The organism is Collinsella sp. LCP19S3_A6, from assembly GCF_052122015.1.
Classification (GTDB): domain Bacteria; phylum Actinomycetota; class Coriobacteriia; order Coriobacteriales; family Coriobacteriaceae; genus Collinsella.
In genome coordinates this window covers 51,687-66,693 of the sequence record NZ_JBQKDD010000001.1, presented here as the reverse complement: position 1 = coordinate 66,693, position 15,007 = coordinate 51,687, and the positions used below count along the sequence as shown (strand labels likewise).

At 61.0% G+C, this 15,007-nt stretch carries 14 protein-coding genes; 12 read left to right on the top strand and 2 right to left on the bottom strand.

All coding sequences use genetic code 11. The features are described 5' to 3' along the window. The first annotated feature begins 44 nt into the window (after positions 1-44). From ACTQVX_RS00290 to ACTQVX_RS00275, 4 genes are all read left to right on the top strand, one after another. Positions 45-1,328, top strand: coding sequence for an O-acetylhomoserine aminocarboxypropyltransferase/cysteine synthase family protein (locus ACTQVX_RS00290; RefSeq protein ID WP_427719685.1), 1,284 nt, complete (start codon positions 45-47; stop codon positions 1,326-1,328). A gap of 141 nt (positions 1,329-1,469) precedes the next feature. Further along, positions 1,470-1,757 carry a hypothetical protein gene (locus tag ACTQVX_RS00285; protein WP_441540654.1) on the top strand — a complete coding sequence of 96 codons (288 nt, stop codon included), beginning with the start codon at positions 1,470-1,472 and terminating at the stop codon, positions 1,755-1,757. 58 nt (positions 1,758-1,815) lie between these two features. Continuing rightward, entirely contained in the window at positions 1,816-2,394 is a 579-nt protein-coding gene (locus ACTQVX_RS00280) for a xanthine phosphoribosyltransferase (RefSeq protein ID WP_441540655.1), read from the top strand. An 83-nt stretch (positions 2,395-2,477) separates the two neighbouring features. Continuing rightward, a complete protein-coding gene (locus ACTQVX_RS00275) occupies positions 2,478-2,858 on the top strand; it encodes a peptide chain release factor family protein (protein WP_441559867.1) in 381 nt (126 codons plus the stop codon). A gap of 33 nt (positions 2,859-2,891) precedes the next feature. On the opposite strand, the gene ACTQVX_RS00270 is transcribed toward ACTQVX_RS00275, so the two are convergent. Beyond that, positions 2,892-3,854, bottom strand: coding sequence for a diacylglycerol/lipid kinase family protein (locus ACTQVX_RS00270; protein WP_441559865.1), 963 nt, complete (start codon positions 3,852-3,854; stop codon positions 2,892-2,894). An 86-nt stretch (positions 3,855-3,940) separates the two neighbouring features. Further along, complete coding sequence (locus tag ACTQVX_RS00265; protein ID WP_441540657.1) at positions 3,941-5,362, bottom strand: chloride channel protein; 1,422 nt, start codon at positions 5,360-5,362, stop codon at positions 3,941-3,943. 209 nt (positions 5,363-5,571) lie between these two features. Here ACTQVX_RS00265 and ACTQVX_RS00260 point away from each other — a divergent pair, with 209 nt between their 5' ends. The 8 genes from ACTQVX_RS00260 to ACTQVX_RS00225 all read left to right on the top strand — a co-directional run bounded on the left by ACTQVX_RS00260 (position 5,572) and on the right by ACTQVX_RS00225 (position 14,932). Then, positions 5,572-6,834 (top strand): molybdopterin molybdotransferase MoeA, encoded by a 1,263-nt coding sequence (locus ACTQVX_RS00260; RefSeq protein ID WP_441540658.1) that lies wholly within the window; start codon positions 5,572-5,574, stop codon positions 6,832-6,834. Between the two features lie 10 nt (positions 6,835-6,844). Further along, a complete protein-coding gene (locus ACTQVX_RS00255) occupies positions 6,845-7,324 on the top strand; it encodes a MogA/MoaB family molybdenum cofactor biosynthesis protein (RefSeq protein WP_427794485.1) in 480 nt (159 codons plus the stop codon). A gap of 205 nt (positions 7,325-7,529) precedes the next feature. Continuing rightward, positions 7,530-8,402 carry a molybdate ABC transporter substrate-binding protein gene (modA, locus tag ACTQVX_RS00250; RefSeq protein WP_441540659.1) on the top strand — a complete coding sequence of 291 codons (873 nt, stop codon included), beginning with the start codon at positions 7,530-7,532 and terminating at the stop codon, positions 8,400-8,402. Between the two features lie 68 nt (positions 8,403-8,470). Beyond that, positions 8,471-9,913 carry a molybdate ABC transporter permease subunit gene (gene modB / locus ACTQVX_RS00245; protein ID WP_441540660.1) on the top strand — a complete coding sequence of 481 codons (1,443 nt, stop codon included), beginning with the start codon at positions 8,471-8,473 and terminating at the stop codon, positions 9,911-9,913. A gap of 3 nt (positions 9,914-9,916) precedes the next feature. Continuing rightward, positions 9,917-10,987, top strand: a complete 1,071-nt coding sequence (locus tag ACTQVX_RS00240; protein WP_441540661.1) for a sulfate/molybdate ABC transporter ATP-binding protein — start codon at positions 9,917-9,919, stop codon at positions 10,985-10,987. A gap of 429 nt (positions 10,988-11,416) precedes the next feature. Beyond that, complete coding sequence (locus ACTQVX_RS00235; RefSeq protein WP_441540662.1) at positions 11,417-12,700, top strand: double-cubane-cluster-containing anaerobic reductase; 1,284 nt, start codon at positions 11,417-11,419, stop codon at positions 12,698-12,700. Positions 12,701-12,848: 148 nt separating this feature from the next. Further along, the gene (locus ACTQVX_RS00230; RefSeq protein ID WP_441540663.1) at positions 12,849-14,012 is read left to right on the top strand and encodes a double-cubane-cluster-containing anaerobic reductase; all 1,164 of its coding nucleotides are present in this window, start codon (positions 12,849-12,851) and stop codon (positions 14,010-14,012) included. A gap of 155 nt (positions 14,013-14,167) precedes the next feature. Continuing rightward, positions 14,168-14,932: an acyl-CoA dehydratase activase gene (locus tag ACTQVX_RS00225; RefSeq protein ID WP_441068084.1), complete on the top strand. Its 765-nt coding sequence runs from the start codon at positions 14,168-14,170 to the stop codon at positions 14,930-14,932. Positions 14,933-15,007: the final 75 nt, after the last annotated feature.

The window sequence follows — 15,007 nt, the reverse complement described above, 5'->3', positions numbered from 1 at the left end:
ATCGTGAACCGGATAAAAATGTAACCCAGGCAAGGGAGCTAGATATGAGCGAGCAGACCATCGGTACGACATGTGTTCAGGGCGGCTATCACCCGGGAGACGCGGAGCCGCGCCAGGTGCCCATCTACCAGTCCACCACGTGGAAGTATGACACGTCCGAGCATATGGGCAAGCTGTTTGACCTGGAGGAGTCTGGCTATTTCTACAGCCGTCTGCAGAACCCTACGTGCGATCTGGTTGCCGCCAAGATCTGCGAGATGGAGGGCGGCACCGCTGCGATGCTCACGAGCTCGGGCATGGCTGCGAACTTCCTCGCGATCTTTAACGTGGCCGGCGCCGGCGATCATGTGGTCGCAAGCTCGGCCATCTACGGCGGTACCTACAACCTGCTTGCCCATACCATGGGTCGTATGGGCGTTACCTGCACGTTCGTTGCGCCCGATTGCACCGATGAGGAGCTCGAGGCAGCCTTTGAGCCCAATACCAAGCTCGTCTTTGGCGAGACGATCGCCAACCCCGCCCTTGCCGTGCTCGATATTGAGCGCTTTGCCAAGGCCGCGCATGACCACGGCGTGCCGCTGATGGTCGACAACACCTTCCCGACGCCCGTGATGTGCCGTCCCTTTGAGTGGGGCGCCGATATCGTTACGCACTCCACCACCAAGTACATGGATGGACATGGGGCCTGCCTGGGCGGCGTGATCGTCGACCACGGCCAGTTTGACTGGATGGCCCATGCGGACAAGTTCCCGGGTCTCACCACGCCCGATGAGAGCTACCACGGCGTGACCTATGCCGAGAAGTTCGGTCGCGAGGGCGCCTTCATTACCAAGGCAACCGCTCAGCTCATGCGCGACCTCGGCCCCATGCAGAACCCGCAGGCGGCGTTTTTCCTGAACAGCTCGCTCGAGAGCCTGCATGTGCGCATGCCGCGTCATTGCGAGAACGGCCTGGCTGTTGCCAAGTTCCTGCAGAGCCATCCCAAGGTGCGCTTCGTGAGCTATCCGGGTCTGGAGGGCGACAAGTACTATGACCTAGCTCAAAAGTACATGCCCAACGGTACCTGCGGCGTTGTGAGCTTTGGCTTTAACGGTGGTCGCGCGGCGGCCGAGACCTTTATGAAGAGCCTCAAGCTCGCTCAGATCGCCACGCATGTGGCCGACGCCCGCACTTGCTGCCTGCATCCCGCTAACGCCACGCACCGCCAGATGAACGATGAGGAGCTTATCGCCTGTGGCATCTCCGCCGACATGGTGCGCCTGTCGTGCGGCCTCGAGGACACGGCCGATCTGATTGCCGACCTTGAGCAGGCGCTCGAGCAGTGCTAGGCTAGCGTTCGTGCAAGGCGCCGATGCCGGCAGAAAGCTTCGGCGACCTTTAGCTCCGATACCGTAGGCGGGGCCCCAATCGCGACTGTTTGCAGGCGATTGGGGCCCCGTTTTTGTGTTGCGCCACTCGAAAGGATGGATATGGAGAAAACCGCAGAGCAACTGCGCCGCGAACACATCGCTCTTGAGGGAGACACCCATGTCAAGAACAAATGGGCGATTCTGTTTACGGTGCTCATCATGACGTTTATGGTGTGTCTGGATTCGACCGTCGTGACCGTGGCGCTGCCCGTGATGCAAAAGGAGCTGGGCGTGGGCCTCGATCGCATTCAGCTGGTAAGCTCGGTTTATCTGCTTGCGGCTTGTGCGGCGATGCGGCTTTGTGGTGCGATGCGGCTTGTGGGGCGGGCGGGGGTCGGTCCGTGGTAGACTATCGAGCAACGTTTATTAATCGCGCGGTATCGTTGCCGTGAGAAGGGGTTGCGCCATGCAGGAGCTTGAGGACCGTATTCGCCATGACGGCATCGTAAAGGCCGGTAATGTCCTTAAGGTTGATGCTTTCCTCAACCACCAGTGCGACGTTGAACTGTTTGACCACATGGGCGCCGAGTGGGCCCGTCTGTTCGAGGATGTCGAGATTAACAAGATCCTTACGATCGAGGCTTCGGGCATTGGCATGGCTTGCATTGCAGCCCAGCATTTTGGCGGCGTGCCGGTGGTCTTTGCCAAGAAGGCGCAGTCCATCAACCTCGACGGCGAGCAGTATGCCACGACCATCTACTCCTTTACCAAGCAGAGGGAGTACCCGGTCATCGTTGGCAAGCGCTTCCTGTCCGAGAGCGACAAGGTCCTGATTATCGACGACTTCCTGGCCAACGGATGCGCGCTCGAGGGTCTTATCAAGATCTGCGAGGCCGCAGGCGCCGAGGTGTCCGGCATTGGCATTGCAGTGGAGAAGGGCTTCCAGGGCGGTGGCGATAAGCTCCGCGAGCGCGGCTTCCGTGTTGAGAGCCTGGCCCGTATCGCCGATATGGACTGTGAGAACGGCGAGATCACCTTCGCCTAAGCGCGCAACACAAGCGATTGGTATGCGATGTGACAAAGGGACTGTCCCTTTGTCACATTTTTTGTATGAGGGGAGGTGTTGATATGGATGAGAACAAGATGGGATGGCGTGAGTATGCGCGCTATGTCGAGATGTCGGTCGAGGAGCTGGCGCGCGATTGCGAGGTGCAGGTGTTTCGCGCGATGGGTCCGGGCGGGCAAGGCGTGAACACGACGGACTCGGCGGTGCGCATGAAACATATCCCTACGGGGATTACCGTGACGGCGCGCGAGAGTCGCAGCCAGTTCCAAAATCGTAGCTGCTGTTTGCGTAAGCTACGCGCTGAGCTTGAGCGTCGCGGGCGTCCACCGCGTCGACGCGTAAAGACCAAGGTGCCTCAGCGCTCTCGCCAGCGCAGACTTAATGACAAGCACTTCAACGCCATTAAAAAGGCCAACCGCCGCAAGCCGGGCGGGGAGGAGTGATCTTCTCGATAAGTTGCGGTGAAATAGGGGTGGTTAGCGGGTTGGACGCCAGACTTGGAGGGCGCCGGGTAGGATGTCGACTTCGATGCGCGAGGCGATAACAGGTTCGCCGTCGGCCTGGATGGGGTAGTCGGGCTCCTCAAAGGTAAGCACGGCATGGCGGCAGCGGCGCATGCAAACCGGCGGCAACTTGGTATGGTGGCCGTCCTTGGCCGAAAGGAACATGGGAAGCGCGACCGCGCGCGGAACGGGGCCGTAGGCGTAGCAAACGTCGAGCATGCCGTCGCACGGGTCGGCGTCGGGACAGATGCGATAGCCCGAGCCATACGTGGGGCCCAGCTGAATCGCCATGATGATCGCCCTCACGCGCTCGGCGGGCGCGCCGTCAAAGCTGACTGTCATGGGGTAGTTGCGATAGCGCAGGCCAAACTGTTCAAGTCCCGAGAGGGTGTAGAGCGGAGCGCCGGTGAGGCCCGTCTTTTTGCGCAGCTCGGTGGTGCCCAGGCCGATGGCGGCGTCAATACCGACGGAGAGCGTCTGGTCGTAGTACTCAACGGAAGCCTCGCCGCTACCGCTTGCGGGGTTCCATGAGCGAATGCGACCGATGTCCTGACGCTGCAGCTCGCAGGTGAGCAGCGCGCCAAAATCCTTGCCGGAGAAATCTTCTATACCGAGCGTTTGGGCAAAATCGTTGCCGGAACCCACGGGTAGGATGGCAAGAGCGGGGCGGGGGTCCTCCTTTTGTGCCATAAGTCCGTTGACGACCTCGTGGATCACGCCGTCGCCGCCAAGGGCGATAACGGTGCGATAGCCCTGAGCCTGTGCGGCCAGCTCCTTGGCGTGCCCCATACGCTCGGTCAATACCAGGTCAAACTGGGATGCGCGTGCAGTCATGTCCAAAAAGCGTTGCAGGCGCTCGGCAACTTCGCGCGCCGCACCCGACTGGGCGGCTGGGTTGGCGATGATGAGCGTGCGACCAAAATCAGTTGCGTGCATGGGGCGACTCCCGGCGTGTGACATGGCAGTGCGGTCGCGCTCAGGTCGAATTGCCCCTGATTGTGGCTGCACGGCGATTATTACATCTACTCTATCAGGTCGTTGTGGCGCTCGATAGCATCCGCTACCGTACCGCCCTCATCCACAATAAGCGAGCGGCGCTTGGGAGAGATGATGCGCTGGGCAGGGTACACGCCGCGGTGTCCGCCGGCGAGATAGCTGATAAAGGCCACGATGACAAAGAACCCGGCGGCCGTGCCGTGGAACAGGTCGATGGCCATCATGCAGGTGGTGATGGGCACGTTGAGGCCGGCGCAGAACACGCCGAGCATGCCGAGAGCCGCCAGAAAACTGGGGTCGAGCCCGGTAAGGCAACCGATCCAGCCACCGAGTGCCGCGCCGATGCCAAACAGGGGCGTGACCTCGCCGCCTTGGAAGCCTGCGCCCAGGGTAAGCGCTGTGACGACCAACTTGATGGCTGCGTCCGTCAGGGTGGTGTTGCCGGCAAATCCGGCGCCGGAAAGCCACGTGGAAAGGCCGGCGTAGTCCCAGGCGTCGAGGAGGGCATAGGCGGCCAAAACCACGAGTGCGCCTATGAGTGCGCGAACGAGGTAATTGGTGATAAAGCGACCGTACAGGCTCTTGACGGTTCGAACCGACCAGGCAAAGAGGCGTGCCGTCAGACCGAAGATGATGGCGCTGATAACAACGATGACAACCGTTTTGGGCGTCATGGTGGGAACGCTGGCGATGACATTCGCCTCGTACTCGGTACCCAGGGCGAGTGATGTAAAGTAGCCGGTAAACGAGGCTACCAGGCAGTAGATGCCCGCGGTGTAGTCGATCTTGCCGATAAAGCACATCTCCATGCCAAAGAAAGCCCCGGCAAGGGGCGAGCCGAATACGGCACCAAAGGCCGACGAGATGCCGGCGAGCATGAGGTCGTGGTGGTCATGCTTTTCGAGGTGGGCGAGGCTCGAGATGTTGCTGGCGATGGTGCCGCCGATCTGCACCGCGGCTCCCTCGCGACCGGCCGATCCGCCCGTTAGGTGCGTGAGCGTGGAGCAGACGAAGGTGAGGACGGCCATGCGCATATGGATGAGGCGTGTACCCAGGGCGGAGTCAATGACCAGATTGTTGCCGCGTTTGGCGGCAAGACCGTGGTTTTTGTAGACCCACGCGGTGGCAACGCCCACAACGGGAAGCAAGGCGTAGACCCACGCATGGTGCTCGCGATAGTCGGTCGCGATATTCAACGAGGCCAAAAACGCCCAAGCGGCAACGCCCATGGCGAGCGAGACGATGACGACGAGTACGAGCAGCTTGGCGCTCGCGAGTAGGTTGCGGGCGTTGCGGCGCGTGTCGGCAGCCAAGAGATGCTCGGAGCGGGTGAGCTGTTGCCTGCCTGCCATGATGACGTCGTTCAGGGAGAAAAAGCCGCCGTCGTCGAGCGGCTGGGAATGATCCTGCGCCTCGTTTGCGCTTTCGGGTTTGTCGTTATGAGCCATACGTTCCTCTTTTAGGTTGCAACGCAAGCATTATAAAACGCGGTAAACGCGACAAGCCGGTGGGTTGGTTACCATTCTGTTTCGCTGCCTGCAACCGACAGGTGTATTTGCGGGTGCAGGTCGAGTCGCGGTCGGGCATCGGGGATTATACTGAGACAAGCATAAAGAATTGGCGCCCCTGTTGTGCGCCGTGGCATTAAGAGGTGCATATGGCTGAGAAACTCATTCCGCTGGAGGATGCGCAGTCGATTGTCCTGTCGCACGTTGCTCCGATGGATCTCATCGAGATTCCCGTGTGGCAGGCCACCGGTCTTCCCTTGGCCGAGGACGCGGTGGCCGATATCGACATCTCGCCGTTTGCCAACAGCGCTATGGACGGATATGCCGTGAGCTCGGCGGACTTGGCGCAGGCATCTGGCGAGGCGCCGGTGACGCTCGACGTTATCGGACACGAGGCCGCGGGCCATGTGTTTGAGGGCACAATCGGCGCGGGCGAGACGGTCCGCATCATGACGGGCGCGCCGGTACCCGAAGGTGCCGATGCCGTGGTGAAGTACGAGATCGTCGATGTGGTCGACGGTGACGGAAACGAGGGCTCGCACGTTCGCTTTTCGGCGCCTGCCAAGGTAGGGGAGAACGTTCGCTCTGCCGCCGAGGAGGCCCATGCCGGTGACGTCGTGATGCGTGCTGGAGAGGTTGTGGCCCCGGCGGGCGCGGGTCTGCTGGCAAGCGCCGGGTATGCAAGCGTGAAGGTGCACGCCGCGCCGCGTGTGGGCATTATCTCGCTGGGGACGGAACTGGTCGCACCGAGTAAGGTGCCGGCGCGCGGTCAGATTCGCGATTCCAACTCCTCGGCGCTGATGGCCGAGGCACTCGATGCCGGCGCCGAGCCCGTGTTCTACGGCATTGCGCCCGATGATGAGCGGGCGATTGCCGAGTTGGTGCATCGTGCCGTGCAGGAGTGCGATTTTGTCATTACGAGTGGTGGCGCCTCGGCGGGCGATTACGATTTCGTGACGGCGCTCGTCCGGCGCGAGGGCGAGGTGCTGTTTGACCGCATCTCGATGCGTCCGGGCAAGGCCATTACGTTTGGCTTGCTCGCAGGTAAGCCCTACCTGGGACTTTCGGGCAATCCGGCCGCGGCGTATGTAGGCTTTGAGATGCTTGCCCGTCCGGCGATTCGCAAGATGCGCGGCTTTGCCGAGGGCGTGCGTCCCGTGCAGCGGGCGACGCTCACGCACGGCGTGAAAAAGCGACAGGATCGTCGCTTCTTCGATCGCGCTACGGTTTTGCGTGACCCCGAGACCGGTGAGTTGTTGGTGACCGAGGCCAAGACGCAGAATTCGGCGCTGCTCGGAACGATGCAGCGGGCCAACTGCCTGCTGCGTATTGACGAAGGCCCGTGTGACCTCAAGGCGGGCGACGTCGTTGATGTCGTGCGTGTCGACTTGCCTGAGGGCGCGGTGCTATAGGAGGAATGCTATGGAGCTGAAGATATCGATTGTGACGTGCTCGGATACGCGCGATCTTGCCCAGGACGAGGCGGGTGCTGCGCTCGAGGAACTCATCGCGGCGCAGGGCTGGACGGTCGCCTCGCATGTGGTCGTGCGCGACGATGTCAGCGAGATCGGTGATGCCATTGTGGAAGCGGCCGATGAGTGCCACGCCAATGTCGTGCTCACCTGCGGCGGCACGGGCCTTTCGATGCGCGACGTGACGCCCGAGGCGACGCGTGCCGTCTGCGACCGCGATGTACCGGGTATTGCAGAGGCAATCCGTGCGTACTCCATGACCAAGACGCGCCGCGCTATGCTTTCGCGCGCCGTGTGCATGCAGCGTGGGCATACGCTTGTCATCAACTTTCCGGGATCAACGAAAGCGGCCCGTGAAAGCTGGGAGGCTGTGAGCGACCAGCTGGAGCACGCAGCTCAAATGACGGCGGGCGGCGGGCACGCCAAATAAGCGCATTACCTGCGGCGGAGTGACCTTACGGGCTGCTCCGCCTTTTTTATGCAGCGACAGTGCGGGCTGTCTCGTGGTTATCGGTAAAGGAAAATTATTAGACGAGAAATATTTATCACAAACACTATTCGCGCAAAAGTATAATCTAGTAACAGAATAAAGCTTGCGGCGGGGTGCCCGGGCGTAGCGTTCGAAAGGGTTGAACATGTTCGATATGGTTTCTCGCCGCGGGTTCGTTTCACTTTCCGCTGTCGCCGCTGCCGGCCTTGGCCTTGCCGGCTGTTCCGGCAGCAAGACGTCTGGGCCGACTGGCTCCGATGCCGGTTCTGCTAAGGCATCTTCCAAGAAGGCTGTCGAGCTGCAAGTCTTTGCTGCCAACTCGCTCGAGAAGGCCCTGCCCGAGGTTCAGGTGCTCTACACAGAGCAGGCCGGCACCACGTTTGCCGACACGCAGTTTAAGGCGTCTGGCGACCTTGTCGAGCAGATGCGCGCCGGTGCCGCCGTCGACGTGCTCATCACGGCCTCCAAGGGCACCATGGACGACGCCGAGGCCGCCGAGCTCGTCGACGCCGACACGCGTGAGGACATGTTCGTCAACGACCTCGTGGTCATTCGTGCCGAGGGCTCCGACACCAAGGTCGAGGCCATCGCCGACGTCGCGAACCTGGACGGCAAGATCGCCATCGGCGATGCCAAGACCGTTCCGGCCGGCAAGTACGCCAACCAGGCGCTGGCTTCTGTGGGCCTTTATACCGGCACCGAGGGCGACGACGGCGAGTATGCGCCCGAGATCGCCGACAAGGTGGCCCTGGCCGACAAAGTTGGTACCGCCGCCGCCTATGTGTCCACGGGCGACTGCGTGGCTGGCTTTGTCTACAGCTCCGATATCTTCCGCTACGACGGCATCGAGGAGGCCTTCGTGTGCCCCAAGGATTCGCACAAGCCCATCGTGTATCCGGGCGCCGTTGCCGAGAGCTCCGAGCACGCCGACGAGGCCAAGGCGTTCATCGACTTCTGTCTGACCAACAAGAAGGCTCAGAAGATTTGGGCTAAGTACGGCTTTGAGCTTTCCGAGTAGCGCGGCTTGGCGCGATAATTCCATCGTTTTGTGTTTCACTCCGTCCTTGTATTCGCTTGGAGCTTTTTGTGCTTAATAGATTCCGCATGCTTGTCGCCTGTGCTTTGACCTTCGCGCTTTGCTGGGTGCCGGGATTTGCGTTTGCTGGGGACGCTGAGGACGGGGCCCAGGTTGCTGCGACCGCTCATGGGCTTTCCTATGGGATCGAGGGTTTTGAGCGGCTGGCCAAGGGGACCGCTCGTGCCATGGAGGGCCAGCCTGAGGGCTACCGGTTTCCCGTTGACGAGGACGTGGACCTTGTAGTGGTGCCTGCTGCCGATCGTGTTGTGGTGTGGATGTCGCCCAAGGCGGTCGAGAAGTATGGATTGGATCCGCAGGACAACGAGTGCGTATCGGGTCTCAAGGCCCTCGTCTGTGAGCTCGACAGCGCAAACTGCATGGGAGGTGCGCAGCTAGAGGACGTGGATCTTCCTTGGTATGTTACGGCGGAAACAACGTTTGAATCCGGCGGGTATACCTATGGCTTTGACGAGCGCGGTGCGGATGGGGACCGCTATGTGGTGATTGCATCAGCCTCGGGTGATGCCAAGGGCGGCGCGCGTTGGCTTGATAGCGCTCAAATGGTAGAAGCGTCGTCTGTCGTGTTGCGGGATGAGCGGGGGCCCTTGACCTCTCTGGCCTCCTTTTTGGGCGACATCGACTATCGCCCGTTTTGGGTGTCCATAAAAACGAGCGGCCTTGCCCTGCTGATCTCCTTTGCGCTGGGGCTGTTCGCCGCGTGGAAGACTATGGGTACCTCGAGTCGCATCAAGGGCCTGCTCGATTCGGTTTTTACGATTCCTATGGTGCTGCCGCCCACGGTCTGCGGCTTTCTGCTCCTCATGCTGTTTGGCCGCTCGACCGGGGTGGGCCAGTGGCTTATCGCGCACGGCATCTCGATCGTCTTTACGTGGCCGGCGGCGGTGATATCTGCCGTGGTGGTGTCGTTTCCCCTGGTCTACCGTACGGCACTCGGTGCCTTCGAGAGCCTCGACACGCAGATGCTCGACGCCGCGCGAACCTTGGGATGGTCCGAACGTCGCATCTTTGCCAAGCTCATGATGCCGCTTGGCTGGCCCTCCATCGCCGCCGGTACGGTCCTCGCCTTTGCCCGCGCAATGGGCGAGTTTGGCTGCACCCTGTTCTTTGCGGGCAACTACGCCGGTATTACGCAGACCATTCCCATCGCCATTTACTTTGAATGGATGGGCGGCAACACGTCGGTGGCCCTCTTTTGGGTCGTGGTCGTAATCATGTTCAGTTTCCTGGTCATTCTGTTTATCAACATGTACACCGCGCATTCGCAAAAGTATCGCGAGCGCGGCCTTTCCCGTGCGGAGCGCAAGCAGGCCAAAGATCTCGCCGGACGGGGCGATTCGCTCGACCCGGCGGGCGGCGATGCCTTGCGTATCGATCGCGAGGCGCTGGCCGAGCTCATGCGCGATGATGCCGCTTTGCAGGGAGGTCGATAGGCCATGTCGCTCGTTCTGGATATCAAAAAGCGCTATCCCGGGTTTACGCTCGACATGCAGCTTGAGGCCGGCGAGGAGCGCGTGGCGCTGCTGGGCGCCTCGGGTTGCGGCAAGAGCTGTACGTTGCGCTGCATTGCCGGCGTGGAGACGCCCGACGAGGGCAAGATCGTCGTCAACGGCGTGACCTTTTTTGACTCGGCGGCGGGCATCAACCTGTCGCCCCAGGAGCGCAAATGCGCCCTGCTGTTCCAAAACTATCAGCTGTTTCCCAACATGACGGTGGCCGATAACGTATGTGCTGGTGTAAAGGACGCGGGCGACGCCGCGGCGCGCAAAAGGTTGGCGGAGCGCTATCTGGGCATTTTCGGCCTGGCCGATTTTGCCGACCGCTATCCCGCGCGCCTTTCGGGCGGACAGCAGCAACGCGTGGCGCTCGCCCGCATGGTGGCGGCGCATCCGGGCATCTTTATGTTCGACGAGCCCATGAGCGCGCTCGATTCCTATCTTAAGAGCGCCCTCGAGCAGAACATGCTCGACCTGTTCGATGTGTGCAACCGCACCGTGCTCTACGTGAGCCACGACATCGACGAAGCGTGCCGCCTCTGCCAGTGCATCTGCGTGATGCATAACGGGCGCGTCGAGGAGATCGGTTCTGTCGAGGACGTGGTTCGCCGTCCGCAGACGCTGGCGGCGCTGCGCCTGACGGGCTGCAAGAACACAAGCCGCGCACGAAAGATCGGGCCCGAGGAAGTTGAGGCGCTCGACTGGGGCATGACCTTTAACGTGGGTCGCGAGGTTCCCGATAATGTGGTGTACCTGGGCATTCGCGCAAGTTACTTCCATGTTGACAACCGTGCCGAGCGGGGTCGCAACAGCTACGACCTGCATGTGGCCCGCGTGAGCGATTCGCGCTTTGAGCGGCTGGTGCTGCTGGACGTACCGCGCGTCGATGCGCCCACGCGCCTGCAGTGGAAGGTCAACAAGGTGGGCGTGCCTGTCGACGGGCTGCCGCAAGCGGGCGAGACGCTGCGCATGCATTTTGATGCCAGTAGGATCCATTTGGTCTGTCGATAGCGCCGGGTAATGCCGTCGGGGATATAAGCCTCGGCGGCTTTGCCTTGCCGTTCGCCGAATAAGGGATGACAAACTCTTATCAATCAAGATAATTATTTATTAAACGACGGCACACGATGCTGTCGTACGAATGTCAACGGTGTTCGCATGGTCGATGACCGTTGATATAGTTGACCTCAACTGGTTAAGGAGGGTGCGCACATGCCGCAGACGACATATATTCGCCGCGTTGCCGCGCGTGCCCTATATATGGCTCGGAGCCGCATATGAGCAGGTATGTTCACGGCTCCGGGAGAGACGACGCACAACTAAATAATCAGCTGCAAAGCAGGTTCCCCAAAATTCCGGGTTTGAGCACGGCCGGGCAATCGCCGTCCGTCGTGCATCGATACCGCTGTTATCCGTTTTTGGTTCGAGAGGGGAACCGTTATGGCTGAAGAATTCGATTTCCATCCGATGTGGGAGAGCCTCGGCATGAATCTTGCCGACCACGACATGCTGCTGGGCGCCGTGGGCCAGATGTACGGCGACATGTTCCTGACGCAGAACAACCGTCCCAAGTCCACGTCCTACCTGGACTTTGTCGCCACCAACATCCACAGCGGCCGCATTAAGGAGATGCTCGACAAGAAGGAGGCCGGCGAGGCCACCAAGATCGTCGGTTCGTTCTGCGTCTACGTGCCCGAGGAGATCGTACTTGCCTGCGACGGTATCCCCGTGGGTCTGTGCTCTGGTGCCGATTGGGCAACCGATAAGGTCGAGGAGCACCTGCCCCGCAACACCTGTCCGCTTATCAAGAGCTTTGCCGGCTTTAAGCTGGGCGAGGTCTGCCCCTATATTGAGTCGAGCGACCTGGTGGTGGGCGAGAACACCTGCGATGGCAAGAAGAAGGCCTACGAGTTTTTTGCCACGCAAAAGAACATGTACGTCATGGATATTCCCAACGTACACAACGAGTCGACGCTCGTGACCTGGAAGGCCGAGGTCAAGAAGCTCGCCGCCAAGATTGAGGAAGAGTGCGGCGTCAAGATTACGCCCGAGCGTCTGAAGGCCGCCATCCACGCCGTCAATGAGAAGCGTCGCGCCCTGCAGCGCCTCGCCGCCACACGCGCTGCCGACCCGGCGCCCATCAGCGGTCTCGACAGCCTGCTAACCGTCCAGGCCGCCTTTATGGACGACACGCCGCGTCTGACCGGAGCCATTAACGATATGGCGGATGAGTGCGAGCAGCGTGTCGAGGCCGGCGAGGGCGTGGCGCCCAAGGGGACCAAGCGCATCCTGTACACCGGTACGCCCATGGCCGTGCCCAACTGGAAGCTGTTCAACCTCATCGAGAAGGCCGGCGGCGTCGTGGTGGGCGAGGAGTCCTGCACGGGTTCGCGCTATTACAAGGACTTGGTCGACGAGTCCGGTGAGACGGTCGACGAGATGCTCGACGCCATCGCCGAGCGCTACTTTAAGATCAACTGTGCTGTCTTTACGCCCAACGACCAGCGTATGAAGGACATTGTCCAGATGGCCAAGGACCTGCATGCCGACGGTATCGTCGACGTGGCCCTGCAGTTCTGCACGCTCTACGAGATGGAGTCGTTTGCCGTGGAGAAGGCCGCCGAGGAGGCCGGCATTCCGTTTATGCACATCACGACCGACTACGCCGGCGAGGATGCAGGCCAACTGCAAACCAGGATTGAGGCTTTCTTGGAAACCATTTAGGGCTATCCGTCTCGGCGGTTTCCCCAGGCACCCGATCTTGCCGTTCAAACCGTCGCTTGCTACCAAAGTATGCGGCGCTCCTCTTTCACGGCAACCTCGGGCACCTGGGAAAGCCGTTTCCTTGGTTGGTAAAAAGTTTAGGAGTTATATGTCGGAAAAAATTGAGCAGCCGTTGCCGTCCACGTTTGAGGAGTTCAACGAGCAGCGCAAGGCGGCGTTTATTCGCGTCAAGGATTATAAGCAGGCGGGTAATCGCCTGGTCGGCTTTTTGTGCAGCTATACGCCGCTCGAGATTATCGATGCCGCGGGGGCTGCAAGCGTGGCTCTGTGCGGTACGTCCGACGAGGTGATTCCCGAGGCCGAGAAGGTGCTGCCGGCAAATCTATGTCCGCTCATCAAGTCGACGTACGGCTTTGCCTACTCGCAAAAGTGCCCGTTTACGTACTTTAGCGACATGATCATCGGCGAGACCACCTGCGACGGCAAGAAGAAGATGTACGAGCTGCTGGGGGAGCTCAAGCGCACGCACATTCTGCATCTTCCTCAGGGTCGCGACCGCGCCTACGAGCGTGAAGGCTGGTACGAGGAGTGCCGCCTGCTCAAGGAGGAGCTCGAGGGCTTCTACGGCATCACGATTACCGACGATGACCTGCGCGCTGCCGTCCGTCGTCGCAACCGCTTGCGTGCGGCCCAGCTCGACATGTTTGCGCTGCAGGCCAATCAGCCGGCGGCCATGAGCGGCGTCGACCTGATGAGCACCATGTTTGCCGGTACGTTCAGCTTTGATATCGAGGCCTATACGCAGCAGCTAGAGCAAAAGGTTGCCAAGCTGCGCGAGGCCTACAACGCGGGCGAGCGTCCGGTTGCGGCGGATGCCAAGCGCATTCTGATCACCGGCTGCCCGGTGGGCGGCGTGATCAACAAGATCGGTCGCACCATCGAGTCCAACGGCGGCGTGGTCGTGTGCATGGACGACTGCTCGGGTGAGCGCACGGCGGCCATGATGATCGACCCGGATGCACCCGACATTCTGCGCGCCATCGCCGACCGCTACCTGGACATCAACTGCTCGGTCATGACGCCCAACGACGGTCGTATGCAGAACACGCTGGCCATGTGCGAGAAGTACCACGTCGATGGCGTAGTGGAGAACGTGCTGCAGGCTTGTCACACCTTTAACGTGGAGAGTGCACGCATGCAGGAGGCCGTTGAGGGCGCAGGCATTCCGTATATGAAGATTGAGACCGATTACAGCAATGGCGACATGGGCCAGATTGAGACGCGCATCGCCGCCTTCATCGAAACCCTCTAGTTTCCTCAGGCACCGGATCTTGCCCCTCAAACCGTCGCTTGCGTACCCAAAGTACGCTGCGCTCCTCTTTCGGGGCAATCTCCGGCACCTGAGAAACCTAGAGCTAAGGCGCCTGAACGCGCCGCTACCTTTGATGTTTAGATTGGGAGAGAGCCATGATAGGGATCGGGATCGATATTGGGTCTACGGCGGCTAAGGCCGCTGTGGTCGATGGGGAGGGTTTGGTGGCGTGGACGTGCGTGCAGCCAACCGGGTTCTCGTCGGTCGATGCGGCCGAGCGTCTGCGTGGCGAGCTTGCCGCGGCTGGCTATGACGTGGCTGCCGATGATGTGCGCGTGGTCGCGACCGGATATGGTCGTGTCGCCGTGCCCTATGCACACAAGGTTGTGACCGAGATTACCTGCCACGGTACCGGTGCCGTGCGTCTGTTTGGCGACCATGGCACGGTGATTGACGTGGGCGGCCAGGATACCAAGGTCATTACGATCAAGGGCGGCCGCGTGGCAAAGTTCGCCATGAACGACAAGTGCGCCGCCGGTACGGGGCGCTTTTTGGAGATCATGGCCGACCGCCTGGGCATTACCCAGCAGCAGATGGCCGACCTGGCGCGTTCCGGCGAGCCCACCAAGATCAGCAGCATGTGCACGGTGTTTGCCGAGAGCGAGGTCATTAGTCTGATCGGCCGCGGCGAGCCGCGCGAGAACATTGCCCGCGGTGTGATCGAGAGCGTCGTGTCGCGTGTGGCGACCATGGCCTCGCAAGCCGCGGGCGCCCCGTACTATCTGACCGGTGGTCTGTGCGAAAACGCCTATGTCGTCGAGCGTCTTGGCGCATTGGTGGGCTCGCCGGTCACCACCTCGCCCCAGGCCCGCTTTGCCGGTGCCATCGGTGCGGCCATTCGCGCCCAGGCGCTCGCGTAGGGGGCCGGTGCGATAAATTGTCCGCTCTCGGCGCCGCCATGCGTATACTGGGAGGAACTGATTGACCGATGAGAG